Source organism: Streptomyces sp. NPDC052114 (assembly GCF_040680155.1).
GTDB lineage: Bacteria > Actinomycetota > Actinomycetes > Streptomycetales > Streptomycetaceae > Streptomyces.
In genome coordinates this window covers 193,649-217,134 of sequence record NZ_JBFAWC010000006.1, presented here as the reverse complement: position 1 = coordinate 217,134, position 23,486 = coordinate 193,649, and the positions used below count along the sequence as shown (strand labels likewise).

Below are 23,486 nucleotides of genomic sequence, written 5' to 3'. Positions count from 1 at the left end.
GGCCTCTTCCACAGCAGCGGCAGCCAGGTCGCGTGGCTGGTGCGGGCCCCCGCGAGCCGGGACGGTGACGCGGACGCTGTAGCGGCCCAGGCAGTTGAGGTTCGCATGCCTCCACGGGGGAGCGCCGGGCCACGTCCTCTGTTCAGCGCCCCGCAGGTGGGGAGCGCGGTGAGCAGGTCTGGGCATCCTCTGAGCAGGGGGTGGGGATTTTCAGGGCTCTGGTCGGAGTCTCGTGATGGTCACGATCGTCTGCCGGTGGCGATCTCGTGCTGGGGCGGGAATGCCCTGGTCATGCGCGACTTAGCGGTTCTCGGGAGGCTCCTGCTGCCGCAGGCAGTAGGACTGATGCTGGACGGCACCTCCGAGACGGACGTGCTGGTTGCACTTCAAGCCCACGGCGTCAGCGGAGAGTTGGCTTGTCCCGACTGCTCGACCCTTTCTCATCGCGTGCACAGCCGGTATGAACGACGGCTCGTCATGCATCCGACCGGTGGCCGCCGAACGGTCATCCGGCTGACGGTGCGACGCCTCTTCTGCGACACCGCCGGCTGCTCGCGGCGCACGTTCACCGAGCAGATCGAGGGCCTGACCACGAGATACGCCCGCGCGGGTCCTGGAGTGAAGAGGTGGTGGCGGGCACTCGCCCTGGCTGCAGGAGGCCGTCCGGGTGCCCGCCTGTCCAGCACCTTTGCTGTGCCGTCCGGCCGTGGACGACTGCTTGATCTGCTGCATGCGCCGCCGGTGTTGGACCGGGCGCCACGTGTACTCGGCGTCGATGACTTCGCCTTCCGGCGATCCCGGACCTACGGGACGGTCCTGGTCGATGTGGGGTCCTCCGCGGTGATCAACGTACTGCCGGACCGCACCAGCGAGACCCGGGCAGCCTGGCTGAAGGTGCACCCTGGTGCAGACATCGTGTGCCGGGACCGCGACAGCGGCTATAGCCGCGCGATCAAGGAGTCGGCACCGAATGCGACCGAGGTGGCTGATCGCTGGCACATGCTCCAGAACCTGTCCGCCGCGGTCGAGAAGACGTGCCACCAGCACCGGTCCTGCCTGCACAAGTACGCCCTGGACGACGTGCAACCCCCACCGCCGCCGGTCGCTCCGCCGACCGCACTACTGCCATTGACGCCGCCGATGGACAACATTCCGGCGACGCCGCTCATGCAGCGGGTGACCGAACGCTCTGCGGAGATCCACCGGTTACGGGAGGCGGCTGGACAATCAGCGCCATCGCCCGCCGGTTCGGCCTTGACCGCAAGACCGTCCGCCGCTACCTCACGGCCGATCTCGACGTTCTGATCTCCTCGGCCCGCGACCGCCGCCCACATCAGATCGACGCCTACCGCCCATACATCCAGCAGCGTTTCGCCGACGGATGCACCAATGCGACGCAGATCTACCGCGAGATCCGCGAACACGGCTTCCGGGGAAACCACCAGGCTGTGCGCATCTACGTCCGCAAGCTACGAGGCGGCACCGCGGCCACCGAGGCGCCCCGGCCAATCCCCAGCCCGCGCAAGCTCACCTCCTCGATCATGCGTCCACGCGAGAGGCCGAGCCTCGACGAGCAAGACCAGCTCGACGGAGCCCGCATCGCCTGCCCAGACCTTGCGACCGCCTGTGACCTTGCCCGCGTCTTCACCGGCTTGGTCCGGGACCGCCGCGGCCGCCTCCTGGCCGCCTGGGTCCGCGAAGCCGAGACCAACGGGCCAGCTCCGATAAAGGGCTTCGCCGGCTTTCTGCACCAGGACTGGGATGCTGTCCTCGGCAGCATGCCGCTCCCCTACAGCTCTGGCGTCGTCGAAGGCCACGTCAACCGTTTAAGACGATCAAGCGGCAGATGTACGGCCGCGGTTCGTTTCAACTCCTCCGCACCCGGGTTCTCCTGCGATCGTGACCATCACGAGATTCCGACCAGAGCCCTGGAATCGGCCGGGGCTACTCGTCGCCCCACTCGCTTCGCCCCTCAACCGAGTGGGGAGCGAAGACGAGCGCCTCGCAGGTGAAGGCCGGGCAGGACGCTCGTGGGGTGTGTGTGCCGCACCGAACCGTCGTGGTGTGCTCAGGCTCCCCGGTCCGGGGCGACGGCGCGGATTACGCAGTCCCGGAGCAGGGTGCGCCGCTGGTCGTGCACGCTCGTGGGCTCCTGGGCCGAGGCGGCGTAGACGTTGCTCACCGGAGACCAGGCCATGGACATGGCGATGACCATGGCCATCACATCGAAGGGGTCTCCCTGTCTGATGCGCCCGGCGGCCTGGGCCTCTGCGATGGCGCGGCGTTTGTGGTCGTCGTAGCGGTCGTGGTCCGCCACGAGATACCCGGTCGGGCGCCGCTCCAGGCGCGCCCAGGTCGCGAGTCGGATCAGATCGGGGCGGCTGAGGTACTCGTCGTAGAGGCGCACCGCCCAGTCGGCGAGGTCCGTGGCGTCGATGGGGACGACATTCGTGATCCGCTCCAGTGAAGCGAAGAAGATCGCGTCGAAGAGCTGCTCCTTGTTGCCGAAGTAGCCATAGAGCTGTGCCTTGTTGGTGTGCGCGGCGGCGATGATCCGCTCGATGCGTGCACCGGCGATGCCGTACCGGGCGAACTCCTGGGTGGCGGCGTCGACAATGCGCTGGTACGTCGCGGCTCCGCGGCTACTGGATGGCTGGTCAGGCATACCCGGACCTTAACAGACAGACTAGTCTGTTTGCTTCTTGGCTCACATCCCGTACGGTCAAATAGACCGAACAGTCTGTCTTGGGAGTCAGAGATGCGTTCCACAACCGGATGGCAGGCGGACAGCACGACACGGACTCTGCGCCGCGCGGCGCTGGAGCGCCGGGATCTGCGTCCGGACGACATCGCGGTACGTGTCGACTACTGCGGTGTCTGCCATACAGACCTCCGCGCGCTGCAGGCGCACGAGAGCGACGCGAACGGCGCGCTCGTACCCGGACATGAGTTCACAGGCGTGGTAACCGAGGTCGGCAGCGCGGTTCCCGACTTCTCCCCGGGCGACCCCGTGGCCGTCGGCAACATCGTCGACTCGTGCGGCACGTGCCGCATGTGCCAGGCCGGCCAGGAGAACTTCTGCCGAGAGTTCCCGACACTGACCTACGGCGGAGCCGACCGGCAGGACGGGTCGACCACTCTGGGCGGCTACTCCCGCGAGTACGTTGTGAGCAATCAGTTTGCCTACCATCTCCCCCCGAACCTCGACGCAGCCGCCACAGCTCCCCTGCTCTGCGCCGGCGTCACCGTCTGGGAACCGCTGCGGGCGCTCGGAGTGGGCCCGGGTAGTACCGTCGCCGTGGCCGGCCTGGGCGGCCTGGGACACCTCGCGGTCAAGATGGCGACCGGGCTCGGCGCCACGGCCTCCGTCATCAGCCGGACCCCCGACAAGGCGGACGAAGCGCGCAGCCTGGGGGCGCAGGGATTCGTCGTGTCCACCGACCCGAAGCAGATGAACGCGGTCCGCGATCAGTTCGATGTCGTCATCGACACCATCTCCGCGCCCCACGACCTGGCTCCGTACCTGCGTGTGGTCACCACGGACGGGACGCTCAGCCACCTCGGCCACCTCGGACCGGTCACCGTGGAAACCATGGACCTGCTCATCGGCCGCAAGAAGCTCAGCTCCGCCGGCAGCGGCGGCCGCCCGTCCACCGCCGACATGCTGCACTTCTGCGCTGAACACGGCATCACCGCCGACATCGAGCTGCTGCCGTCATCCCAAGTGAACAGCGCTCTCGACCGCCTGGAGCGCAACGACGTCCGCTACCGCTTCGTGCTCGACATGTCCGACCTGGACTGACCGACGGCGCGGCTCGTCCAACAGCGAGTCCGGCGACGGCCACGAGAACCGCCCGGACACAGGCCAGGCGTATGGGTGGGGAGACCCACCGAGCAGGTCCGGGGTCATCCCCGAGCCGGGAGTGGTCGTTTTCAACGAGCGCCATCACCGTCCGTCGTTCCCGAGGAGGTCGCGGCGGCGACCGCGGGCATCGTCGACGCGCTGGAGGCCGACCGCAGCCGCTTGCTGACGGCGTGGGCGGGCGAGGAACTCGTCGGCTGGCTCAACGTACGCAGGGACACGCACCCCTTGGTCGCGCACTGGGGCACGCTCCACCACGTCCAGACACGCCTCTCCGTGCGCGGGCGCGGCGTGGGCGTCGCGCTGATGAACCGGGTACGTGGGATCGCCCGCGACGAGATGGGCCTCGAACAGCTCCACCTCGCCGCGCGCGGCGGTGTCGGCCTCGAGGACTTCTACGGGCGTCTGGGCTGGAAGGAGATCGGGCGCCGGCCCGGCGCGCTGCGGTTCGGCAGCAGTCCGGGGGGGCTCGGGCGACGACGACCGGGACGAGGTCCTCATGCTGCTGAGCCCGCTCTGAGACAGCGCGGATCGCGGGCTGCCGCGCCCCCTCCGTGTCCCGGAAGAGGCGCGGCGCACCCGCTCAGGCGGCGTCGGTCGCCTCGGCCTTCGCCTTGCCCAGCAGGAAGTAGGCGTAGCGCTCGTCGAGTTCGTTCTTGGGGACCAGGTGGATCATCTCCGGGGTGAAGCCGCATCGGGCGGCGAGGGTCCAGAACGACGCGATGGGGTAGGTGGTCAGGTCGGCGAGTGCGGAGGGGCGGAACCTCCGGCGGGACTTGGTCAGCCACCGGCCGTCGTCGTATTTGACCTGGATGAGCGCCAGTCCGCCGGGGGCCAGCATCGAGTGCGCGATGCGCAGCACCCGCTCGCCGTACTCAGGTGTGGGGATCAGCTCGAACACGTAGAAGCACAGGAAGATGTCGCACGGGCCGTTGATCTGCCGCAGTGCGGCCTCGGGCTTCGCGACGTCGATGCGCACCGGCCGGAACGGCGTGGCGCAGACTGCCGCGACCTGTTTCGCGCACTCGTCCAGGGTCTCGGTCGAGATGTCGACCCCGACGAACTCCTCGGCGCGCGGCGCGAAGTGCACCGCGTTCGCGCCGCCTCCACAGCCCCACTCGACCACCCGGTCCCACGGGCGGCAGAAATCCACCATCCGCGCGCCCTTGTCGAACAGTTCCAGGTGCGGCTCGCCGACCCGCGACCACAGGTCGGTGCTGTCGAACCCCGGCGCGGCGCGCCAGTGCGAGTCCTTCTCCCACGCCCGGCCACCAGGCCGGGCCCAGTACTGCTGGGCATCGGACGAGATCTTCGACTCGGACTGGCTCAGCCCCAGTCCGGCGAGGGCCCTCAACGCGGTCTCCCGCGCCTGCCTCACCAGGTGCCGGCCCCGGACCGGCACACCCCTGACCTGTTGGGCGAGTCCGCCCGCATTCTTGGTTTGCATCCACGCACTTCCTTGATCGCATCAGTCGTCTGGTGTGCAAGTCGCCGCACCCCTTGCCGGTGGACGGCACGCGCGATGAAGCCCCCTGCGGACGGGAGCTCTGTGACGGGAGATCTGTGACGGGAGAAGAGGGAGGGAGATCAGAGAACGCGCGGCGGGCCGCGGCGCGGGCAGGCCCGCACCAGCAGGGCAGCCGGCCACCGCACGGCACTGACCGGCCACACGGGCACCGCGACGATCGGATCAGCGGCGGGAACCGGCGCCGACAGCAGCCACCGGATCGGCAGCACCGCGGTCAGCGCCTCACCGAGTCGAACGAGCAGTGCGTCCGCCTGCACCAGCAGCGGCGCGATCGCGACGACCGCCGCGGCCTGTCCGACGATCACCATGACTGTGGACAGGTCGACATGAGGATGACCGTGGTGGGTCAGGGTGAGCAGCACCTGCATCGCGAGCAGAGAGCAGCCGAGGACGCCGATCACCCGCAGCGGACGCAGCCCGTCACTCGACAGGGCGGCACCGGCTGTCGCGGTCAGGGCGGCGGTGGGCACGAAGACGGTGGGATGCGAGGCCATGCCGCCGCCTGTGTGGGCGAGGGAGCCGAGCAGCAGGGCCACGACCGCGAGCACCCCGCCGCGAAGCCGACGTGGCGCCCCGTCCGACCGGTTGTCCGGCCGTCCGCCCCACCCCGATGCCAGAACGCCCGCGTCCACCAACCGTTCGCCACCTCCCCCGGAGGACCCCTGTGGCCCGGCTGCCGTACCAGCCACTGGACCGGTCTGCTGCCACCCTAAGACCGCTCCCCCGCGGCGGTCAGCCGAACAGGTCGGCAAATCCGGCCGTATGTGTCCCCGCCCCGCGCGGCATATGTCCCCGCCCCGCGCGGCCGCCTCTGCGGGGGCGGACGGAGCCCAGCGGCCGGTGACCGGCCTCCCTGAACCGAGGCCGCATCGTCCGAGGACCGGTTGGGCCCCGGCCGGACTGGGGGGGTGTCCGGCCGGGGCGGCCGGGGGTCTTCAGCGGGAAGTGGCCGGGGACGGCTCCTGGGCGTTCGCGCGCGGATTGACCTCCACGGCGCGGCCGTTGGCATGCGGTGATTTCGTTGCCGGAGCGTTGATCTGGTTCGCGCGGCGGCAGTTGAAGGCGGCGGTGTTGTCGGCGGCGAGGCCGGCCTTGTTGTCGCCGTCGAACTCTTCCAGCGGCTTCACGCTGCGGATGGGGAACCGGGCGTCGAACAGCCGGGGGAAGATCCGTACGAGACTGTCGGCCGTGTCCGCGTTCACGACCAGCACGCCGCGGTGTATCTCGCCGTCGAATCCGTGAGGGCTGATCTCCACGACGGCGCACCGTCCGAGGAAAGGGGCCCGCACACGACAGTGTGCGGGCCCCTCGCGGGTTTCCTCGCGTGATCAGGCGGTGGCGAGGGAGACCTCGGTCGACTTGATCAGCGCGACGACGGAGGAGCCGGACGCGAGGTCCAGGTCGGCGACGGCGTCCTTGGTGATGGCCGCGGTGAGCGCGCCGCCCTCGACGTCGATCTTGACGGAGGCCATGGCACCGCCGGTGGCGACGTCGGTGACGGTGCCCGCGAGCTGGTTGCGGATGGAGAGGCCCTGGACCGGGCCGGTGGCGAGGGAGACCTCGGTGGACTTCACGAGGATCTTCACCTCGGAGCCCTCGGCGAGGCCGAGGTCCTTGACGGACTCACTGGTGATCGCGGCGGTGACGTCCTGGCCGCCCGCGAGGCGGACCTTGACGGTCGCCATGGCCTCGCCGGTGGTGACGGACGCGACGGTGCCGGGAATCTGGTTGCGGATGCTCAGGCTCATGGGGTGCTGCCTCACAGAGTCGATCGGGAAAGAGAGACGGGCCGCGGGGGCGCCCCGTCCTGCTCCTGAAGCTATTACGCCCGGAAACATCCCGTTGTGCGCGCACCGCATCCGCGAGGCGGATGTGATCACTGGGCTGGCAGATCCGACAGGGACCAAGGTCGCCGAAATCCGAGGCCCTCCACGCCCGCTCCCTGGGCCCTTCGGGCACTCCTTCCGCATCTGCGGCTGCTGTATGGGCGACCACCCGGCCGCATGCCTGCTGGGCGTCAGTCCGAACCCCGCCCGTCACTGGACGGACGCCGGACGGCTCCCCACCGGCGGGGAGGGCAGCGGCCACCGGACCGCTCGGTCGTGCATGGTCCGGGGAATCAGGTTCATGGCACGGCGCTCGAACTCGACCACCACGGGAACTCTTGATCACACCAATCGCGGGTCAGGGCGTGAGGAAATCCGTGGACGGGCCCGCGGTGGACCACTTAGTCTGTGGCTCCACGCCCTGAGATGCATGGAAGGAGGCGAGTGCCGTGCGGTTCACACCTTTCCAGCGCTCCCTCTTTCCGCTGTCCCGGCGTGTTCGTGAGTTCTGACCGGGAGCGCTCCAAGCAGCCTGTATCCCGGAGGAATCCATGACCGATGCGGTCATCCGCGCGCTCTCCGCGAGCGACGCTCATCTCTTCGACGCACTCCCCGACCCCCTGGGCGCCCGTGAAAGCCATCGGCGTACCCGGTTCCGCCCCGACTGGAAGCGCGTCGCCCTGCGCGACGGCGAGGTCGTCGCACGCGGAGCGTGGTGGGGCGGCCCCGACGACTCGGAGCCCATGAACATCAACTGGTTCGACGTGGCCGAGGGCGAGGAGGAGGCCGGGGCCGAGCTCCTGCGCTCCGCTCCCTGGCAGGTCGAACTCGAGATCAACCTGCCGGGCGGCTGGCGGGAGAAGACCGACTCGCGTGTCGCCGCCGAGTCGCGCTTCGCCGCCGCACGAGCCGCAGGGTACGAACTCCTGGTGGAACGCTTCCTGTACCGCTGGACCCCGGAGCGAGGTCTGCCCGAGCGACCCGGGCGCCTGCGCTTCAGCGCCGAACCCGACGACACCGTGTTCTTCGACGCGTTGCGCCGCATCCACTCCGTCACCCTGGATGCCCACGCGCTCAGGGCCATCGGGGAGGGCGGCCTCGACCAGGCCGCCCAGGAGGAACTCGACTTCTTCCACTGGTGCCCCTCCCCACGGGAGTGGTGGCAGACCGCGCACACGCCGGAGGGCGACCTGGCCGGCATCCACATCCCGGCCCACAACCCCTCCGGCCCGACCATCGGCTTCATCGGAGTCGTCCCGGAACAGCGCGGTCGCGGCTACGCCTACGACCTCCTCGCGGAGTGCACCCACCTCCTCGTCGAGCAGGGCGCGGAGTTCGTCAGCGGAGCGACGGACCGGGGCAACTTCCCCATGGCCGCGAACTTCGCCAAGGCCGGCTTCCCCGTCATCAAGGAACGCATCAACTTCCACCCGGCGGGCCAAGCGGACTAGCGAGGAGTAGCACGCACTGAGGGGTCCGGTCCGAGGCCAGGTCCGGACCCCTTGTCGGCGACATGCGGGATCCGCGCCGTGACCAGAGGTCACCATCTCGTCGTCGGTCCACGTACGTCACGGTGCTCAGCGGTGGACGGTGGCCGCGGCGGGACCAGGTGCGGTTGGTCGGCGGCGTCATCGAGGATCCGGCTTCGTCCTCGAAGAGGAGCCAGGCGTCGAGCGCCGCCACGGCCCTTCCACGCTCGGCCAGATCTCCTTCATCCATGTGCCACCGGTCCCTTGGTCAGCTCACGCTCCAGCATGGCGAACAGTTCGTCGCTGAGCGGCGGCAACGACGCAGGGCGCTTCTAAGCCAGGGCCCTCATCCCGTCCTGCGGCCAAGTCTGGTGCCAACGCTGTACCGGCCGGACACTCACCCGCAGGTCGTGAGCGATGACGGTGTTCTCGTCGCCCAGCGTGAACTGCTCGGCCCCCTCCAGCCGCAACTGCTCGCGAAAGGGCCGCCGTTCGTCGGTCGGTCCGCCGCCTTGCGCATACCGCGTGCAATCGGCGTACGCACCTGCTCGCCCGCCCGGCGCTCGGTGTACCTCCCGCCCGCACACCGAGCGCCACCAGCTGCTCCATCAACCACCCTTGCCCGCATCAGTGCAGGACTCAGCTTTGCGAACTCTCGCGCCAGCAGCCGCGATGTTCATTCTGATCTCGATGGGTTCAGAGAGTGATTTCGGCTCAGACCCCGCCTTCAGGGATACCCGCGTGCGCCTCCACTCTCTCCCTTGAGTGTCGGTGAAATGCATGAGAACAGGCACCCAGACGCTGCCCTCGTCGGAAAGCTTCACTGGATTACCGTCTGAAACGAACCCCAACTCCAGTTTGGATTCCGGGTACTCGAGGTGAGTACAGGGGGGTATGTTCAAGGACAGAACCCACACCTCGTCGGTTAAATTGCTGCCCTCACGGCGAGTAATCCTCATAGCGATACTCGCGCCGGGGATCGGGTCGGGCGATCTGTTCAGGACGTGGAGAGCATGTGCGCCGGTACCGGCTGCAGGGAGATTGCCTGTACCGCCCCATTCAAACGCCGACCCGCCGCCACCCCAGTACGCAACTTTCGATGCCTGATCTCGCTCCTGGCGAAGGCTCTCGTCTTTGGACTGGGATAACTGATCTTCTGTCGTACGGTCGCGGACGCGGGCGGATGCGAATGCGGTTGCGAACTGGGCGTCGCCGCGCGAGGGGCGAGCGGTCGCGCCGCTGTGGTTCGTTGGTCACTGGTTTCCTCTCGGTGCGCCAGGGGCCTGTGGTGGCCGGCGTCAGACCATCTACAGGCATCCACCTCGCGCGGGGAAGACGCGTACGAGCCTTCCGGCGCCCTGTCCGGCAGCCCGCGCAGGACGATCTGCTGCGGCCGGGCGCGGCCGCGGCCCTGGACGCCTTGGAGAGCCACGGGGTCCGCCAGAGCGTGGTCTCCGGGAACATCCGCGCCGTCGCCGAGCTCAAGCTCCGCTTCTTCGGCCTGGACCAGCACATCGACTGACAACTCGGCGCCTACGGCGAAGACCACGACGTGCGGGCCGACCTCGTGCGCCGCGCCCTGCGGGGCACCGGTGCCCAGACCGTGCTCACAGACCTGCGAGACACCGAGCATCTGACCCGACTCGTACGCAGGGACGACTGAAGGTATCCGCAGGCCAAAACCGCCCGAATCAGAAGCTTCGCGCAGGAGACCTTTCGCCGTCGGTTGCTGTGGATCTGACGGTGGGGTGACGCTCGTGGGGTGAGGTCGGGGCTCGTTCCCGATGGTGGGAAAGCCGACACCCCGCCCCGGCCTTCCGGTGGGCTTGATGCCTGAAAAGGGACGTTCAGGTGCGTCACACGCCAGTGGACTGTGCCCGTTCCGGATTCGCTCGCACCATCGCGGTGAACGGGTGGCCTGGACTCAGAACCCGTTCGCAGTCGTGCAGGGTACGTTCGAGCAGCGGGATCGCCCTCTCCGGATGCCCACTGTGAAGCCCCAGCGTCATTCGGATCGTGCGGTATTCCGGGATCCGCGGTCGCGTTCTTCAGTGTGTGACCGCGGTCTTCAGCGAGTTGGTCAGGCGTCGGTGGGCGCGGGTGAGGATGGCCGCTGTGGCGATGAGCATGATGTCGAGGAGGGCGAGGGAGGCGAGTGGGGGCAGCCAGATGGCGGCCACTCCGGTGACGGCGAGGGTGGCGGCGGCGAGGAGGCGTTCTTTCCAGGCGCCGCCGGCGGTGTTGCCGAAGAACCAGGCGGTGGTGGCGAGGTAGAGCGCGGGACCGCCGAAGAGGAGGAGGGCGAGGGTGGTGGAGCCGTGGCCGGTGGGGTGGGCGATGACGAGTTCGCTGCCGACGGCGAGGGCGACCAGGGCGGCCAGTACGAGGTAGGCGCTGTTGACTCCGAGTCGGACGGAGCGCACGGGGTCGGTGGAGGTGGTGACGGCGGTGGTGATGACGTCTTCGCCGCCGCCGAAGTAGGCGGCCCACAGGCACACCAGAGCGGTGAAGACGCCGGTGGTGGCGAGCACGCTGGGGACGTCGACGGGGGCTTCGGTCATCGCGCGACCGGCGGTGAGGACGGTCTCGCCGAGCAGGATGATGAAGAACAGCCGGAGGCGTTCGAGCATGTGCTCGGCGTCGAATGCGAGCTCGCGGCCGCTGAGGGTCCGGCCGGGCAGCGGGTGGGCGAGCCAGGTGCCGGTGAGGTCGATCAGCGCGGCGGCGGCCCACCACCACATGCGGGGTCCTGAGCCGACCGCGGCGCCGGCGATCCACAGGGGGGCGGAGAGCGCCATCCAGGCCAGGGTGCGGCGGAAGTGCTCGCGCAGGGCGTCGGTGCGGCCGGCCAGGGCCGTGACCGCGCCCGCGGAGAAGAGGATCGCGAGGAGCGGGATCACGAACGCCCAGGCCCGGTCGTCGAAGGCGCCGGGGATCGCGGCGTTCATGAACAGGCCGAGGCCCATGACGATGACGATCATCCACCGGGCGACGTCACGGTGGACGTCGAGGAGGGTGGCCTCGTAGCTGGTGTAGGCCCAGGTCCCGAACACGGCGACCAGCAGTACGGCGGTCTCCGCCGCGCCGCGCCAGGTGAGGTGTTCCAGGAGGTGGTGGGAGAGCTGCGAGACAGCGAAGACGAAGACCAGGTCGTAGAACAGCTCCAGCGGGGACACCTCACGCCGCAGTCTCAGCGACTCGGACACGCTGCTCATGATCGAAGCCTCCTCTGTCTGCGTTGCGGGCCGGGCGGACCGTCCGCGTCGGCCAGGGGCTGCTGGGGGCGGGCACGGTGCCGCCCTTGGGGCTGCCCCACCCGGTCGGGTGAGGCAGCCTGGGTGTCAGAGGTGCTTCTTGTAGAACGGGACCAGGTGGCTCAGGGCGATCTTGACCGGCTCGGGCTGGTCGTACAGGTCGTAGTGGGAGAAGCCTTCCGCCACGACCAGCTGCTTGTCCTTCGATGCCGCGCGGCGGTAGATCTCCAGGCCGTCCCGGTAGGCACCGAACGCGCCGGGCTTGTCCCCGACGACGACGCACAGCGGCCGCGTCAGGAGGACTTCGGCGCGGTGGAACGCGTCCCAGCCGATCGCGGAGCCCTGGTGGGAGAACAGTCCCTCGGTGCGGCCGCCGGGCTTCTCACCGCGGTCGGTGCGGTAGTAGTCGGTGGCCTCGGACAGATCGATCTCAGTGAGCCCCTGCTCCTTGGCCGCATCGGGTGAGGCCGGCAGGTACTGGGTCACCTTCCGCTCGCCTCCCCGTGCCTCGGCCGTGCGCTGCTCGGCGATGGCATCGAGGGCCCCGATGGGGTCGTAGCCGCTGAAGGACTCGTGCATCAGGCGCCCGAAGTTCACGCCCGTCACGCTGCCGACGGCCTTGATGCGGCGGTCGGTCAGAGCGGCGTTGATGGAGTAGCCGCCGCCACCGCACACGCCGATGACTCCGATGCGGTCGGCGTCGACGTAGGGCAGCGTCACCAGGTGGTCGATGACGTAGCTGATGTCCTGGGACCGGTACACCGGGTCCTCGATGGAGCGCGGCTGTCCGCCGCTTTCGCCCTGGAAGCTGGCGTCGAAGGCGATGGCGACGAACCCTTCTCCGGCCAGTGCGCTGCCGTAGACGTTTCCGGCCGTCTGCTCTTTGCACGAGCCGATGGGGTGGACGGCGACGATCGCGGGGTAGGTCGTGTTCTCGTCGAAGTCGGGCGGGAGGTGGATGTCGGCGGCCAGGTCCCAGGCGAGCGCCTTGACGGCCACGTGCTTGATGTTGTCGGTCACGGGGTTCTCCTCGGTGAAGCGGGGCGGCCGGTACGGGGACCGGCCGCCTGTCCGCGGGTGGGGTCAGCCCCGGTCGGCGGGCTCGGCCGCGAGGTGCTCGTTGAAGAACGGGGTGGCGGCGGAGACGGCCTGGTCGACGTACTTGGGGACGTCGTAGAAGTCCATGTGGGTGCCGCCCTCGACGAGCGCGAGCTTCTTGGTGGTGCGGGCCCGGCCGTGGAGTTCGGTGGACATCCACAGCGATCCGGCTTCGCTGCCGGCGACGACGAGGAGGGGCTGGGTCAGGAGGTCCTCGACCATGTGGAAGGCGTCGAAGGTGAAGATCCGCGAGACGCTCTTGGTGAAGAGGAACTTGTTCTTGGCGTTGGGGTGCTGGGCGCGCGGGGTGAGGTAGTACTCGCTCGCCTCGACCAGGTCGCGCGGGGTGTTCTCGTCCGGCTCGGCCGGGACGTACGGGAGGTAGGCGGGCTCGGCGCCCTGCGCGGCCTCGGCGGTGTGCTGCTGGGCGACGGCCTGGAGAGTGGGTACGGCGGCGGCATCGGAGTCGGTGCCGTACCAGCCGCGGCGGAAGCTGGTGCCGATGTTGACGGCGCTGACCGTGGTCAAGGCCCTGATGCGGTAGTCGGTCATCGCTGCGTTGACGGCGTAGCCGCCGCCGGCACAGATCCCGAGGGCGCCGATGCGCTCGGGGTCGACGAAGTCGAGGGTTTGCAGGTGGTCGACGGCGGCGCGGACGTCGTCGACGCGGGCATAGGGGTCCTCCAGGTGGTGCGGCTCGCCGCCGCTGTCGCCCTGGAAGGAGGCGTCGAAGGCGAGGGCCACGAAGCCCTGCTCCGCGAGCTTGCCCGCGTACAGGCCGGCGGCCTGCTCCTTCACGCCGCCGCCGGGGTGGACGACGACGACCGCGGCGTGGCGAGTGGTGCGGTCGACGTCGTCGGGCAGGTGGAGGTTGCCCGCCATGGTGATCTGGCCGTTGGGGAAGGTGATGGCGTCCATCGGGTTGCTCCTGCTGGTGTCGTCAGGTGGTGTGGTGGTCAGTGGGTGCGCAGGTGCGCGAGGTCGTCCTTGACGCGGGCCGGTTCGGCGTCCAGGGGAAGGTTGTCGGTGTCCTTGACGGCGTCGGGGGCTCCGGGCGCGTCCGGCTCGGCTTCGGCGAACAGGGCGGTGAAGTCGGTGGTGGCGGGGCCGGGGCCGGAGAAGACCTCGAAGGTCCGGCCGATCGCGGTGTCGTCGAGCAGGGCTTCGACCAAGAGGGCGCCCAGGACGTCACGGCCGATGCCGCCTTCGCCGGTGTCGCCCTGCTCGATCCGCAGGCGGGTACCGCCCTCACCGGCGTCCAGCCAGCCCGGGCGCACGATCGTGTACGGGGCTCCGCTGAGCCGGACGAGGCGCTCGGAGCGGCGCTTCCAGTCCAGGGCGTGGCCGCCGTCGTTGAAGTAGTGGTCGCGTCGGGTGACGAAGATCGTCGTCAGCAGGACGATCCGCGGGCGGCGCCCGTCGAGCGCGCCCAGGATGTGGGCGACGCCGCCGTAGTCGATGCGTTCGAAGGACTCGGGGCGTCCGTCGTCGTCCGAGCCGTGGACGAAGATGACGGCGTCGACGTCGGCGACGGCCTGGGTGAGCGTGTCCGGGTCCGTGAGGTCGCCGGTCACGATCTCGGTGCCCGGCGGCAGGAGCCGGCGGGCCCTGGAGGCGTCCCGGGCCAGTGCCACGGGGGTGAGGCCGCGAGCGGCGGCGGCCTCGACGGCGTGACGGCCGGTTCGGCCCGTCGCCCCGACGACCAGGACACGGTCGATGTCGGGCATCAGAATCCAGCTCCTTCATTGCGCACAGGCGCCGTAGAGGCTTCCGTTGGATACGGAGAAGAATGCGGCTCGGACATCCCCTGATCCAGAATTCATATCGATCTTCCGGGGGCTTTCCCTGGCCACAGGAAAGACGGTCGCACGCACCGCACTCCGCTACCAGAGGACGGTTTCATCCCCGGAGGGATCGATCCAGGGATAAAAGTCTCCCTGCCACCGAAGTTGCACCTCGGGGAAACTGGGACCATGACCACCACCGTGCCGCGCCCCGACGAGCTCGGGGCCTTCCTCAAAGCCCGCCGGGCCGAGCTGAGCCCCACCGCAGCCGGCCTTCCCGAGACCGGAGGCAGGCGCCGCGTCAGCGGCCTGCGGCGTGAGGAGGTCGCCGTGCTGGCCTCCATCAGCACCGACTACTACACCCGCATCGAACAGGGCCGCATGCAGGCATCCGCGTCCGTGCTGCACACCCTGGCCCGCGTCCTTCACCTGGACGACGACCAGCGCGCCTACATGCTCGAACTCGCGGGCCGCCCCCCGGCCCGGCCGGCGCGCCGCACCCCCCAGAAGGCACAGCCCCGCCTGCGAAGGCTGCTGGCCGACCTGGGAACCACCCCGGGAATCGTCCTGGGACGGCGCATGGACATTCTCGCCTGGAATCCGCTGGCGGCGGCCCTCGTCGCCGACTTCTCCAGCATTCCGGAAAAGAACCGGAACTATATACGCATGCTTTTCACCGATCCCAGGATGCGGGAGCTATATGCCGACTGGGACAATGTCGCCCACACCTGTGTGGCGCAGCTGCGCATGGAGGCCGCGAGGGATCCCGACAATCCCCGGCTTGCCGCTCTCGTCGGGGAGCTGTCGGTGCAGGACGCCGATTTCCGCCGGTGGTGGGCCGCCCACCACGTCGCGGTCCGCGGGGTGGGGACCAAGGTGATGCGGCACCCGGTCGTGGGTGAGCTGACCCTGGACTGGGACACCCTCGCCCCGACGGTCGACGCCGACCAGCAGCTCGTCGTCTGGACCGCCGAACCCGGTTCTCCGTCCCACGACGCGCTGCGGATCCTCGCCTCCTGGACGGACGGCACAGCGGCGGACCGCTCCCCGACCGCAGGGGCCGACAACGCCTCTGGCGACGGTGTTCCGCGGAGGTGAGTCCCCTGGCCTCGGCTCGCTGCCACACTGGAACCATGGCTACCGGCAACAGCGACCCGAAGGAACTGGGTGTCTTCCTGAAGGCACGCCGGGCCGATCTCGAACCGCTCCAGGTAGGTCTGCCCGACCCCGGAACCCGGCGCAGGGTGGCCGGCCTGCGCCGCGAAGAGGTGGCCCAGCTCGCCGCCATCAGCACCGACTACTACACCCGGATCGAGCAGGGCCGCATGCAGGCGTCCCTGCCCGTCCTGGAGGCCATCGCCCGCGCCCTGCGCCTGAACGACGACCAGCGCACCTACCTCTTCGAGCTCGCCGGCCGCACACCGGGCGGGCAGCCCGCGCCTTCGGACCGGGAGGTCACCGAGCACTGCCGACGGCTCCTCGACCAGCTCACCGAGTCCCCCGCCCTGGTCCTGTCCGACACCATGGACGTCCTGGCCTGGAACCAGGTCGCCGCCGCCCTCCTCACCGACTTCGCGCAGGTCCCCGAAGCGGACCGGAACTACGTCTGGCTGCTCTTCAACGACCCTGCCCTGCGAGAGCTCTACGGCGACTGGACCGCCGGAGCGCACGCCTGCGTGTCCTACCTCCGCATGCACACCGCACGCCGCCCGGACGCCCCCCCGGCTCAAGCGCCTCCTGGCCCGGATGACACACCACGCCGACTTCCAGCGCTGGTGGACAACACGGGAGGTCGCCGTCCAAGGCACCGGCAACAAGATCTTCCACCACCCCGTCGCCGGAACCCTCACCCTCGACTGGGACACCCTCACCAGCTCGACCGCCCCCGACCAGCACATCGTCGTCTGGACCGCCCAGCCCGGCAGCCCCTCCCAGAAGGGACTCCGGATCCTGGCCGCCACCGCTGCACCCCAAGCGGTCCCGGCGCCCGCGCTCAACAGCAGCACCCACGAGGGCCTCGCATAGGGGCGCCTGGCCCGACCCATGTGTGAAGGGCCAGACGGCAGCCACCCAGCCGGGTCCTTGTCCGCCTTGGAGCGGTTCGACGCCGCAGTGACCGCGATCAGGGTGTCGGGGCTACCCCTCGCACGGCTTGCTCATACCGCGATCAGTTTACGAACCGGTTCACCCCCGGCAGAGAACAGGTCATCAGTTGGGGCCACGAACTGTGATGTTGGGGTTCGTCCCCGGACACGTGGGGATGGTCCCGCGACGTGGGAGGCGAGGTGCCTGCCGAGCAGGTGTGCTCCCCACGCACGCGGGCGGCCGCACACGGCAGCGCCGCCTGGAGCACGGCAAGCAGCATCAAGGAAGAAAGGTGACCGTTTCCTCGAGTGGGGCGCGGTCCGTGTGGACGCGGGGTTCATCCGGATTCACATAGCCCACCGACACCCCGCAGAAGAGCATGAGTTCCTTGGCGGGCGACACCATCTCCGCGACCGTCCGGTGGTACACGGACCAGGCCATCTGGGGACAGCTGTGCAGCCCTTCGGCGCGCAGGAGCAGCATGACGGTCTGCAGGTACATTCCGACGTCGGCCCACTGGGCCGGTCCCATGTCCCGGTCGATGTAGCAGAAGAAGGCGACCGGTGCGCCGAAGCAGCTCCAGTTCGCGGTGATCGCCTCGTGCCGTGCCGTCTTGTCCTCACGGGGGATGCCGAGTGCGGTGTACCGCCGCTCCGCGGCCCCCCAGCGCCTCTCCTTGTAGGGGGACTTGAGGTCGGCCGGGTACATCTCGTACTCGGGTTCGTCCCCTGCGTCGCCGGTGGCCGCACGCGCGACGGAGCGGCGCTTCAGCTCCTCAAGTCGCTCACCAGCCAGCACATAGGTGTGCCACGGCTGGAGATTCGCTCCGGACGGCGCCCTGGATGCGGCCGAAAGGACTCGCTCGAGCACTGCCTTCGACACGTGTTCTCCGGTGAAACCCCGCACCGCCCGGCGAGTCGCCACCGCCTCGTAGACGTCCAACAGACATGCCCTCCAGCCTTGCCCGACCGTCACCTGCGCCCAGTACTGGGCGCCTCATGGTGGTGAACGGTTGGGAAGCTGTAGAGGTGACTGCCGGACACCGGGATCACGTCACGTTTCCCTGCCCGGCCTGCCCCCCTGCCCGGCCTGCCCAGCCGGGTGCCGACCTCGGGGCTCGTGCGGCTTCACCCGTCTAGGACGGCTTCACCCGTCGACGACGTAACGATCCAGAGTACGGACGTAGTCCGCGGCGCCCATACGGCCGACCGACCCCAACCGGTCGAGATCGACGTGGAAGTCCGTTGCGTCGAGCAGGCCCTCGTCCGCGGTGACATGGACCACTTCGCCGATGACGACGAAGTGGTCACCGACGGGCAGCACCACAGAGGTGCGGCATTCGAAGGCCATGGGAGAGCCATCGATGCGTGGTGGGCGGACCCTCCGTCCGGGCAGGGGCCGCAGCCCGGCCAGTTCGTACTCCGACTCGCCGTGAGGCAGGGGTTTCGCCGAGGTGGTGGCTGCCTCGGCGTGCTTTTCGACGAGGACGTTGACCGTGAATTCCCCTGTCCCTCCTTCCGCCGGCACCCGGGCGTTCCGGCACGAGTCCTTCTCGGTGCCGTCCGCTCGGCGGCCTGCGCAGAAGAGCAGAGCCATGGGCGAGTACCCCACGGCCGTGTAGTAGGAGAAGGGCGCCAAGTTGACCGCTCCGCTCGGGGAGACAGTGCTCACCATGGCGATCGGCCGGGGAACGACACTGCCGAGCAGCAGGTGCTCACGCTGTCGTACGGTCATGTCCGCGACGTCGATGTCCAGCATGAATCAACTGCTTTCGACGGCGCTTGGGCGCTGGGCATCACGACTGCGCAGGTCACGAGGGCGCAGGTCCGTCCAGACCTGGTCGACATGGGTGAGGCACTCGTCCAGGGTGCCGGTGAAGCCGACGGTCGACCAGCCGGCCGGGGGCTCCTTGTCCGCGGGCCATACCGAATGCTGTTGCTCGTGGTTGATCACGACGTGATGGAGCTGGTTCTTTTCGTCAGCTGCCATGGAAGCCGCCTTCCAGGTCGTCACGGAGGTGAGTGCTCGACTGCTGCGTCTCATGCCGGACTGGGCGCGAGTTCCTCCGAGTGCAGGGCACCGCGCAACCGCCGCAGTTCGGGGAAGGGAAGCGCGATGCGGCGAATCAGGAATTCCTCACCGGACGTTCCCGCCGTGCCTCGCTGCCCGCCGACCATCTTCGACATCAGCCCCACATGGGCCACTTTCCAGCGCCAGTAGCCATTGCCCACGTCGAGCAGGGCCTCGCAGATCCGGTGCAGACTGCCGCCGGTGACACCGAGGCGGCAGACGTCGGACACGGTGAAACCCCTGTGGGCGGCGGTCTTCACGAAAGCCCGGTACAACTCACTCTCTTCGCTGCCGTCCCCCAGGAGGCGGCCGAGAATGCGGAACTGCTCCGACTGCGCCCCGCTGGCCGTGCCGAGGTAGGGGCGAAACTGCACGAAATGGCGTAGCTGGAGGCGTTCGAGGGCGAGGACCTGTTCGTGCAGTACTCGGAGCAACTCGGCCGAGCGTTGCAGCAGTTCCACGCCGATCTCCGCCCTGTCGTCCGGACGGGAAGGAGAGGAGAGCAAGTCCTTTGCCAGGCCCAGATCCGCGACCACCTGCTTGAGCCACAGCTCACAGGACTGATGGGCCACGATGAAGAAGTGTTCGGCCAGCACCACGGCCGGGTCGGCCGTCTCGGGAATCTGCGTCTTCTGGAGCGAGAGGAGGGTATCGATCTCCAAATAGGAGGAATAGCTCAGCTCAGTCATGGTCAGCTCCGCGTCAGTGAGTCCGTGCCGAGGAAGGAGACGATGTCGGCGAGGAGGCTTTCGGTGTGCTGGAACACATGGAAGTGATGGCCCTCTCGCTCGGCCAGGGTGAACGGCCCCGTGGTGCGAGAGGCCCAGTCGCCCAGCAGGGCGCCGTCCACGAGAGGGTCTTGTATGCCGTGGTAGCAACGGATGGGGCAGGCCAAGGTGGCGGTTCGGGCCTCCGGCCGGTAGTTCTCGTGGGCCGCGATGTCCGCGCGCAGGACCGGGAGGAGGACGTCCGCCAGCTCCGCGTCGTCGGCCGCGGCCGCGTCGACGCCACCCAAGGAGCGGATCAGCGACCACAGTTCGGTGTCGGTGAGCGGCCCCGGGAGCGCTCGGACCGCCTTTCCCGGGGGCGGACAGCTCGATACCAGCAGGCCGGAGGGCGGGCTCCCCAGGGCCGTTGAGGTCAGAGCGGACTCATAGGCGACCAGCGCCCCCAGGCTGTGTCCGAACAGCACGGTGGGAAGTGTGTCCAGGCGCAGCAGTTCGGAGGAGAGTTCCGAGCTCAGCGCACGCACGTCGGTCGACAGTGGTTCACTGAAGCGGTCGCCGTGCCCCGGATACTGAACCGCGAGCATCTCGACGGTCGGTGGAAGCGCGGCGGCCCATGCGCCGTAGGCCGCGACGGAACCGCCGGAATGCGGCACGCAGACGAGTCGTGAGGTGGGAGCGGGAGCCTCGGCCAGCGTCCGCAGGCAGTGATCCCGGCGAGTACGACGCATAGTGCGCTCCTCCGCTTCGGATGTGTTCGTAAGTTCCCACGGTGCACTGGCGCGGCAGGGCAATCTTTCGGCTCTCCGTCACTCCGTGGATCGGCCGCGAAAGACTTCTGACACAACTGGACGAGGGCGCACGGGCCGTCTGTGATGATCCGAGCCGGTGCCGGGCACTGCGCGCGGCACGCGGTGCGATATCCGTCTTCAGTGGGGACTGACGATGAGCCGAACAGCGGTCGCCTCGCTCGATCTGACCGACTCACGCACATTCATGGAACACGACCCTCTTGAGTTCTTTGCCGAAGTGCGCGCGACCGAGCCGGTGTACTGGCACGCTGCTTCTGACGGCCGGCCCGGGTTCTGGGTGGTGGCCGGGTATGCCGATGTCGTCTCCTGCTACGGCGCTTCCGGCGCGCTGGCATCGGAGCGGGGCACTGTGCTCGACGTGCTGCTGCGCGGTGACGACTCCGCCGGCGGCAGGATGCTGGCCGTGACAGACCGGCCCCTGCACCGGGAGTTACGCGCTCTCTTGTGGCGCGCCTTGTCTCCGAAGGTGCTCGGCACCGTCGCCAGGAAGATCGAGCAGCGTACCGTCGAGCTCATCGAGCGATCCCTCGGCCTGGAAAGCTTCGATTTCGCCACCGAGGTCGCGGAGCACGTGCCGATGAACACGATCTGCGATCTGTTGTCGATCCCCGAGCCCGACCGGCCCGAGTTGCTCGGGTGGAGCAAGGGAGCACTGACCGGGGCGGACGAACTCGACTCCCTCGAAGCCCGCAACGAACTCGTCCTCTACTTCGTGGACTTGGCCGAACAGCGGCGCGCACACCCGGGGGACGACGTGATCAGCACGATCGCCACCGGATTGGTTCAGGGCGAACTCCTGAGCCTGGAGGAGGTCGCCCTCAATTGCTACAGCTTGATCATCGGTGGTGACGAGTCCTCCCGCGTGTCCGCGATCAGCACGGTCAAGGCCCTCGCCGAACACCCCGCGCAGTGGCGCTCCTTGCTCGACGGCCGGTGTGATCCGGCAACCGCCGTGGAGGAGGCGCTCCGCTGGGCGACCCCCTCGTTTCATTTCGCTCGCACCGCTACTCGTGACCACGTCATCGGCGGGCAGCGCGTGCGGAAAGGCGACATCGTCACGATGTGGAACATCTCGGCCAACAACGACGAGCTGGCATTCGCGAATCCGCGGCTCTTCGATGTGTTCCGGTCCCCCAACAAGCACGTCGCCCTGGGCCACGGACCCCATTACTGCCTCGGGGCCTTCCTCGGAAGGGCGGAACTCACCGCGTTGCTCGGTGCGCTCACCACGAAGGTCCGAGATCTGGAGATCACGGGACCGCCCACTCGGATTCGCTCCAACTTTCTCAACGGCTACAGCTCACTGCCGGTACGCCTGCTCCCGAGGTGACGAACGTCCGGCAGCAAGGGAGAAGGAGGCCCATCGAGTGCGAACCGAGAAGAGGAACGACATGCGTGTAACAGTCGACCGGCAGCGCTGCATCGGCTCGGGGATGTGCGTCCTTGCCGTGGACGAGGTCTTCGACCAGCGCGAGGAGGACGGGGCGGTTCAGCTGCTCCTGGACGAGGTGCCGGGCGAACTCGAGGACTCGGTTCGCCAGGCGGCCCGCGTCTGCCCCTCGCGGGCCATCACCGTCCGGCAGGAGACCGACGCCTAGCCGGGGCAGCCCCGAGCCGAGCTGTCGGCCGTCGCGGAAGAACCCCTAGCGGAGGTAGGCGTCATGCCGCCCGTCACTGCCTCGCCGTTGGGCGGGCATACGTTGTTGGTCCTGTTGGTCCAGGTGTCGCTGCTGCTCGGTGCCGCGATTCTGCTCGGGCGCATCGCCAGGCGGTGCCGACTTCCCGCTGTTTCCGGGGAGTTGACGGCCGGCATTCTGCTCGGCCCCTCCGTGCTCGGCCACCTGGCCCCCGCCGTCCACCACTGGCTCCGAACGACGCAAGCGCCCCAAGCCCATCTGCTGGACGCGGTCGGCCAGATCGGAGTGATCCTCCTCGTGGGGACGACCGCGCTGGAGATGGACCTCGTTCTGGTGAGGCGTACCGCACGAACGTCGCTCACCGTGGGGTCCTTCGGCCTGTTGATCCCCTTGGGGCTCGGCTGTGCCGCGGGCTTCGTCGCGCCCGCGGCACTGGTGCCGGCCGATCACGGCCGCGGGCTGTTCGCCTTCTTCATCGGCGTGGCCATGTGCGTCAGCGCTCTGCCGGTGATCGCCAAGATGCTGTCGGACATGCGGCTGATGCATCGGGACATTGCTCAACTGACCATCGCCGTCGGCGTGGTCGACGATGTCACCGGCTGGATGCTGCTCTCCCTGGTCTCCGCCGCGGCAGCGAGCGGGCTCACCCTCGTCACGGTCGCCGGGCCGCTGTGCCGGCTGGCGGCCCTCGTCATCTGTGCCGTTCTCGTCGGCCGTCCGGTGATCCGGTGGTTGATGACCAGGGCGCACACCGCACAAGCGGCCACGGGCACAGGCGCCGTGACGATCTTTGGATGCGCCGCACTCACGCAGGCCATGGGCATGGAAGCATCCTTCGGCGCCCTGGTCGGAGGCCTCCTGGTCGGCACCGCCGGAGCCAAGGCGAACAGGGGACTCGCGCCGCTGCGCTCCGTCACGCTCTCGGTGCTCGCGCCGCTCTACTTCGCCGAGGTGGGCCTCCGGATGGATCTCTCGGCACTGGGCACACCGACGATCGCCCTGTCGGCCCTGGGCGCGCTCGCCGTGGCGACCGCGGGCAAGTTCACCGGAGCCCTGCTCGGCGCCCGCGCCGCGGGCCTCGACCGAAGGGCCGGTCTGGTGCTCGGCGCGGGCATGAACGCACGCGGCGTCATCCAGATCATCGTGGCAGGGGTCGGCCTGCGGCTGGGTGTGCTCAATACCGCCTCCTACACGATCGTGATCCTGGTCGCGGTCGGGACCTCACTGATGGCGCCGCCGGTGCTCCGCCGTGCCGTCCGGCGCATCGAGGTCAACGACGAGGAGCGTGCTCGGCTGAAGCGGAGCGAAGGTCTGGCGGGCGCCCCCTGAAGGGGGG

The 23,486-nt window shown here is 68.9% G+C and carries 22 protein-coding genes and 3 pseudogenes; 10 read left to right on the top strand and 15 right to left on the bottom strand.

Translation table 11 applies throughout. The annotated features are described in order from the left end of the window. The first annotated feature begins 345 nt into the window (after positions 1–345). Positions 346–1,305: an ISL3 family transposase gene (locus AB0L89_RS15615; RefSeq protein ID WP_365140430.1), complete on the top strand. Its 960-nt coding sequence runs from the start codon at positions 346–348 to the stop codon at positions 1,303–1,305. Between the two features lie 763 nt (positions 1,306–2,068). On the opposite strand, the gene AB0L89_RS15610 is transcribed toward AB0L89_RS15615, so the two are convergent. After that, the gene (locus AB0L89_RS15610; RefSeq protein ID WP_365140427.1) at positions 2,069–2,665 is read right to left on the bottom strand and encodes a TetR family transcriptional regulator; all 597 of its coding nucleotides are present in this window, start codon (positions 2,663–2,665) and stop codon (positions 2,069–2,071) included. Positions 2,666–2,758: 93 nt separating this feature from the next. Here AB0L89_RS15610 and AB0L89_RS15605 point away from each other — a divergent pair, with 93 nt between their 5' ends. Further along, entirely contained in the window at positions 2,759–3,802 is a 1,044-nt protein-coding gene (locus AB0L89_RS15605) for an NAD(P)-dependent alcohol dehydrogenase (RefSeq protein WP_365140424.1), read from the top strand. A 213-nt stretch (positions 3,803–4,015) separates the two neighbouring features. Beyond that, positions 4,016–4,382, top strand: a pseudogene (locus tag AB0L89_RS15600) (GNAT family N-acetyltransferase); the annotation flags it as partial. A gap of 63 nt (positions 4,383–4,445) precedes the next feature. Here the strand turns inward: AB0L89_RS15600 and AB0L89_RS15595 are convergent. The 4 genes from AB0L89_RS15595 to AB0L89_RS15580 all read right to left on the bottom strand — a co-directional run bounded on the left by AB0L89_RS15595 (position 4,446) and on the right by AB0L89_RS15580 (position 7,138). Continuing rightward, the gene (locus AB0L89_RS15595; RefSeq protein ID WP_365140421.1) at positions 4,446–5,309 is read right to left on the bottom strand and encodes a class I SAM-dependent methyltransferase; all 864 of its coding nucleotides are present in this window, start codon (positions 5,307–5,309) and stop codon (positions 4,446–4,448) included. Between the two features lie 140 nt (positions 5,310–5,449). Next, positions 5,450–5,926, bottom strand: coding sequence for a hypothetical protein (locus AB0L89_RS15590; protein WP_365140418.1), 477 nt, complete (start codon positions 5,924–5,926; stop codon positions 5,450–5,452). Positions 5,927–6,325: 399 nt separating this feature from the next. Next, positions 6,326–6,646: a hypothetical protein gene (locus AB0L89_RS15585; protein ID WP_365140415.1), complete on the bottom strand. Its 321-nt coding sequence runs from the start codon at positions 6,644–6,646 to the stop codon at positions 6,326–6,328. 72 nt (positions 6,647–6,718) lie between these two features. Continuing rightward, positions 6,719–7,138 (bottom strand): TOBE domain-containing protein, encoded by a 420-nt coding sequence (locus AB0L89_RS15580; protein WP_365140412.1) that lies wholly within the window; start codon positions 7,136–7,138, stop codon positions 6,719–6,721. A gap of 629 nt (positions 7,139–7,767) precedes the next feature. On the opposite strand from AB0L89_RS15580, the gene AB0L89_RS15575 reads away from it, so the two are divergent. Further along, entirely contained in the window at positions 7,768–8,667 is a 900-nt protein-coding gene (locus AB0L89_RS15575) for a GNAT family N-acetyltransferase (RefSeq protein ID WP_365140409.1), read from the top strand. A gap of 177 nt (positions 8,668–8,844) precedes the next feature. Here AB0L89_RS15575 and AB0L89_RS15570 read toward each other — a convergent pair. Continuing rightward, a pseudogene (locus tag AB0L89_RS15570) lies at positions 8,845–9,149 on the bottom strand (hypothetical protein). A 635-nt stretch (positions 9,150–9,784) separates the two neighbouring features. On the opposite strand from AB0L89_RS15570, the gene AB0L89_RS15565 reads away from it, so the two are divergent. Further along, positions 9,785–10,207, top strand: coding sequence for an HAD family hydrolase (locus AB0L89_RS15565; RefSeq protein ID WP_365140406.1), 423 nt, complete (start codon positions 9,785–9,787; stop codon positions 10,205–10,207). A 526-nt stretch (positions 10,208–10,733) separates the two neighbouring features. Here AB0L89_RS15565 and AB0L89_RS15560 read toward each other — a convergent pair. From AB0L89_RS15560 to AB0L89_RS15545, 4 genes are all read right to left on the bottom strand, one after another. Beyond that, on the bottom strand, positions 10,734–11,900 hold the full coding sequence (locus tag AB0L89_RS15560; RefSeq protein WP_365140403.1) for a low temperature requirement protein A: 1,167 nt from the start codon (positions 11,898–11,900) through the stop codon (positions 10,734–10,736). A gap of 126 nt (positions 11,901–12,026) precedes the next feature. Next, on the bottom strand, positions 12,027–12,959 hold the full coding sequence (locus tag AB0L89_RS15555; RefSeq protein ID WP_365140400.1) for an alpha/beta hydrolase: 933 nt from the start codon (positions 12,957–12,959) through the stop codon (positions 12,027–12,029). Positions 12,960–13,022: 63 nt separating this feature from the next. Then, positions 13,023–13,955 (bottom strand): alpha/beta hydrolase, encoded by a 933-nt coding sequence (locus tag AB0L89_RS15550; protein ID WP_365140397.1) that lies wholly within the window; start codon positions 13,953–13,955, stop codon positions 13,023–13,025. Between the two features lie 38 nt (positions 13,956–13,993). Next, positions 13,994–14,764, bottom strand: coding sequence for an SDR family oxidoreductase (locus tag AB0L89_RS15545; RefSeq protein ID WP_365140394.1), 771 nt, complete (start codon positions 14,762–14,764; stop codon positions 13,994–13,996). 246 nt (positions 14,765–15,010) lie between these two features. On the opposite strand from AB0L89_RS15545, the gene AB0L89_RS15540 reads away from it, so the two are divergent. Next, complete coding sequence (locus AB0L89_RS15540) at positions 15,011–15,919, top strand: helix-turn-helix transcriptional regulator (protein WP_365140391.1); 909 nt, start codon at positions 15,011–15,013, stop codon at positions 15,917–15,919. Positions 15,920–15,954: 35 nt separating this feature from the next. Continuing rightward, positions 15,955–16,846, top strand: a pseudogene (locus AB0L89_RS15535) (helix-turn-helix domain-containing protein). 339 nt (positions 16,847–17,185) lie between these two features. Here the strand turns inward: AB0L89_RS15535 and AB0L89_RS15530 are convergent. The 5 genes from AB0L89_RS15530 to AB0L89_RS15510 form a co-directional block, all read right to left on the bottom strand. After that, positions 17,186–17,848: a nitroreductase gene (locus tag AB0L89_RS15530; RefSeq protein ID WP_365140388.1), complete on the bottom strand. Its 663-nt coding sequence runs from the start codon at positions 17,846–17,848 to the stop codon at positions 17,186–17,188. Between the two features lie 204 nt (positions 17,849–18,052). Further along, a complete protein-coding gene (locus tag AB0L89_RS15525; protein ID WP_365140385.1) occupies positions 18,053–18,664 on the bottom strand; it encodes a flavin reductase family protein in 612 nt (203 codons plus the stop codon). A gap of 3 nt (positions 18,665–18,667) precedes the next feature. Next, entirely contained in the window at positions 18,668–18,895 is a 228-nt protein-coding gene (locus tag AB0L89_RS15520; RefSeq protein WP_365140382.1) for an MbtH family protein, read from the bottom strand. Between the two features lie 50 nt (positions 18,896–18,945). After that, complete coding sequence (locus AB0L89_RS15515; protein WP_365140379.1) at positions 18,946–19,665, bottom strand: tryptophan 2,3-dioxygenase family protein; 720 nt, start codon at positions 19,663–19,665, stop codon at positions 18,946–18,948. 2 nt (positions 19,666–19,667) lie between these two features. Beyond that, entirely contained in the window at positions 19,668–20,432 is a 765-nt protein-coding gene (locus AB0L89_RS15510; protein WP_365140376.1) for an alpha/beta fold hydrolase, read from the bottom strand. Between the two features lie 214 nt (positions 20,433–20,646). Here AB0L89_RS15510 and AB0L89_RS15505 point away from each other — a divergent pair, with 214 nt between their 5' ends. The 3 genes from AB0L89_RS15505 to AB0L89_RS15495 all read left to right on the top strand — a co-directional run bounded on the left by AB0L89_RS15505 (position 20,647) and on the right by AB0L89_RS15495 (position 23,479). After that, positions 20,647–21,843, top strand: a complete 1,197-nt coding sequence (locus tag AB0L89_RS15505; RefSeq protein WP_365140373.1) for a cytochrome P450 — start codon at positions 20,647–20,649, stop codon at positions 21,841–21,843. A gap of 61 nt (positions 21,844–21,904) precedes the next feature. Beyond that, the gene (locus tag AB0L89_RS15500) at positions 21,905–22,111 is read left to right on the top strand and encodes a ferredoxin (RefSeq protein WP_365140370.1); all 207 of its coding nucleotides are present in this window, start codon (positions 21,905–21,907) and stop codon (positions 22,109–22,111) included. A gap of 63 nt (positions 22,112–22,174) precedes the next feature. Then, positions 22,175–23,479, top strand: coding sequence for a cation:proton antiporter (locus tag AB0L89_RS15495; protein WP_365140367.1), 1,305 nt, complete (start codon positions 22,175–22,177; stop codon positions 23,477–23,479). The last annotated feature ends 7 nt before the right edge of the window (positions 23,480–23,486 follow it).

Excerpts from the sequence above, each read along its gene's own strand:
- AB0L89_RS15495 (WP_365140367.1), top strand. The coding sequence starts at position 22,175 with ATGCCGCCCGTCACTGCCTCGCCGTTGGGCGGGCATACGTTGTTGGTC.
- AB0L89_RS15525 (WP_365140385.1), bottom strand. The coding sequence starts at position 18,664 with ATGCTGGACATCGACGTCGCGGACATGACCGTACGACAGCGTGAGCAC.
- AB0L89_RS15575 (WP_365140409.1), top strand. The coding sequence starts at position 7,768 with ATGACCGATGCGGTCATCCGCGCGCTCTCCGCGAGCGACGCTCATCTC.
- AB0L89_RS15565 (WP_365140406.1), top strand. The coding sequence starts at position 9,785 with ATGCCTGATCTCGCTCCTGGCGAAGGCTCTCGTCTTTGGACTGGGATA.
- AB0L89_RS15500 (WP_365140370.1), top strand. The coding sequence starts at position 21,905 with ATGCGTGTAACAGTCGACCGGCAGCGCTGCATCGGCTCGGGGATGTGC.
- AB0L89_RS15515 (WP_365140379.1), bottom strand. The coding sequence starts at position 19,665 with ATGACTGAGCTGAGCTATTCCTCCTATTTGGAGATCGATACCCTCCTC.
- AB0L89_RS15605 (WP_365140424.1), top strand. The coding sequence starts at position 2,759 with ATGCGTTCCACAACCGGATGGCAGGCGGACAGCACGACACGGACTCTG.
- AB0L89_RS15540 (WP_365140391.1), top strand. The coding sequence starts at position 15,011 with ATGACCACCACCGTGCCGCGCCCCGACGAGCTCGGGGCCTTCCTCAAA.
- AB0L89_RS15520 (WP_365140382.1), bottom strand. The coding sequence starts at position 18,895 with ATGGCAGCTGACGAAAAGAACCAGCTCCATCACGTCGTGATCAACCAC.
- AB0L89_RS15580 (WP_365140412.1), bottom strand. The coding sequence starts at position 7,138 with ATGAGCCTGAGCATCCGCAACCAGATTCCCGGCACCGTCGCGTCCGTC.
- AB0L89_RS15550 (WP_365140397.1), bottom strand. The coding sequence starts at position 13,955 with ATGGACGCCATCACCTTCCCCAACGGCCAGATCACCATGGCGGGCAAC.
- AB0L89_RS15545 (WP_365140394.1), bottom strand. The coding sequence starts at position 14,764 with ATGCCCGACATCGACCGTGTCCTGGTCGTCGGGGCGACGGGCCGAACC.
- AB0L89_RS15505 (WP_365140373.1), top strand. The coding sequence starts at position 20,647 with ATGAGCCGAACAGCGGTCGCCTCGCTCGATCTGACCGACTCACGCACA.
- AB0L89_RS15610 (WP_365140427.1), bottom strand. The coding sequence starts at position 2,665 with ATGCCTGACCAGCCATCCAGTAGCCGCGGAGCCGCGACGTACCAGCGC.
- AB0L89_RS15510 (WP_365140376.1), bottom strand. The coding sequence starts at position 20,432 with ATGCGTCGTACTCGCCGGGATCACTGCCTGCGGACGCTGGCCGAGGCT.
- AB0L89_RS15615 (WP_365140430.1), top strand. The coding sequence starts at position 346 with ATGCTGGACGGCACCTCCGAGACGGACGTGCTGGTTGCACTTCAAGCC.
- AB0L89_RS15595 (WP_365140421.1), bottom strand. The coding sequence starts at position 5,309 with ATGCAAACCAAGAATGCGGGCGGACTCGCCCAACAGGTCAGGGGTGTG.
- AB0L89_RS15560 (WP_365140403.1), bottom strand. The coding sequence starts at position 11,900 with ATGAGCAGCGTGTCCGAGTCGCTGAGACTGCGGCGTGAGGTGTCCCCG.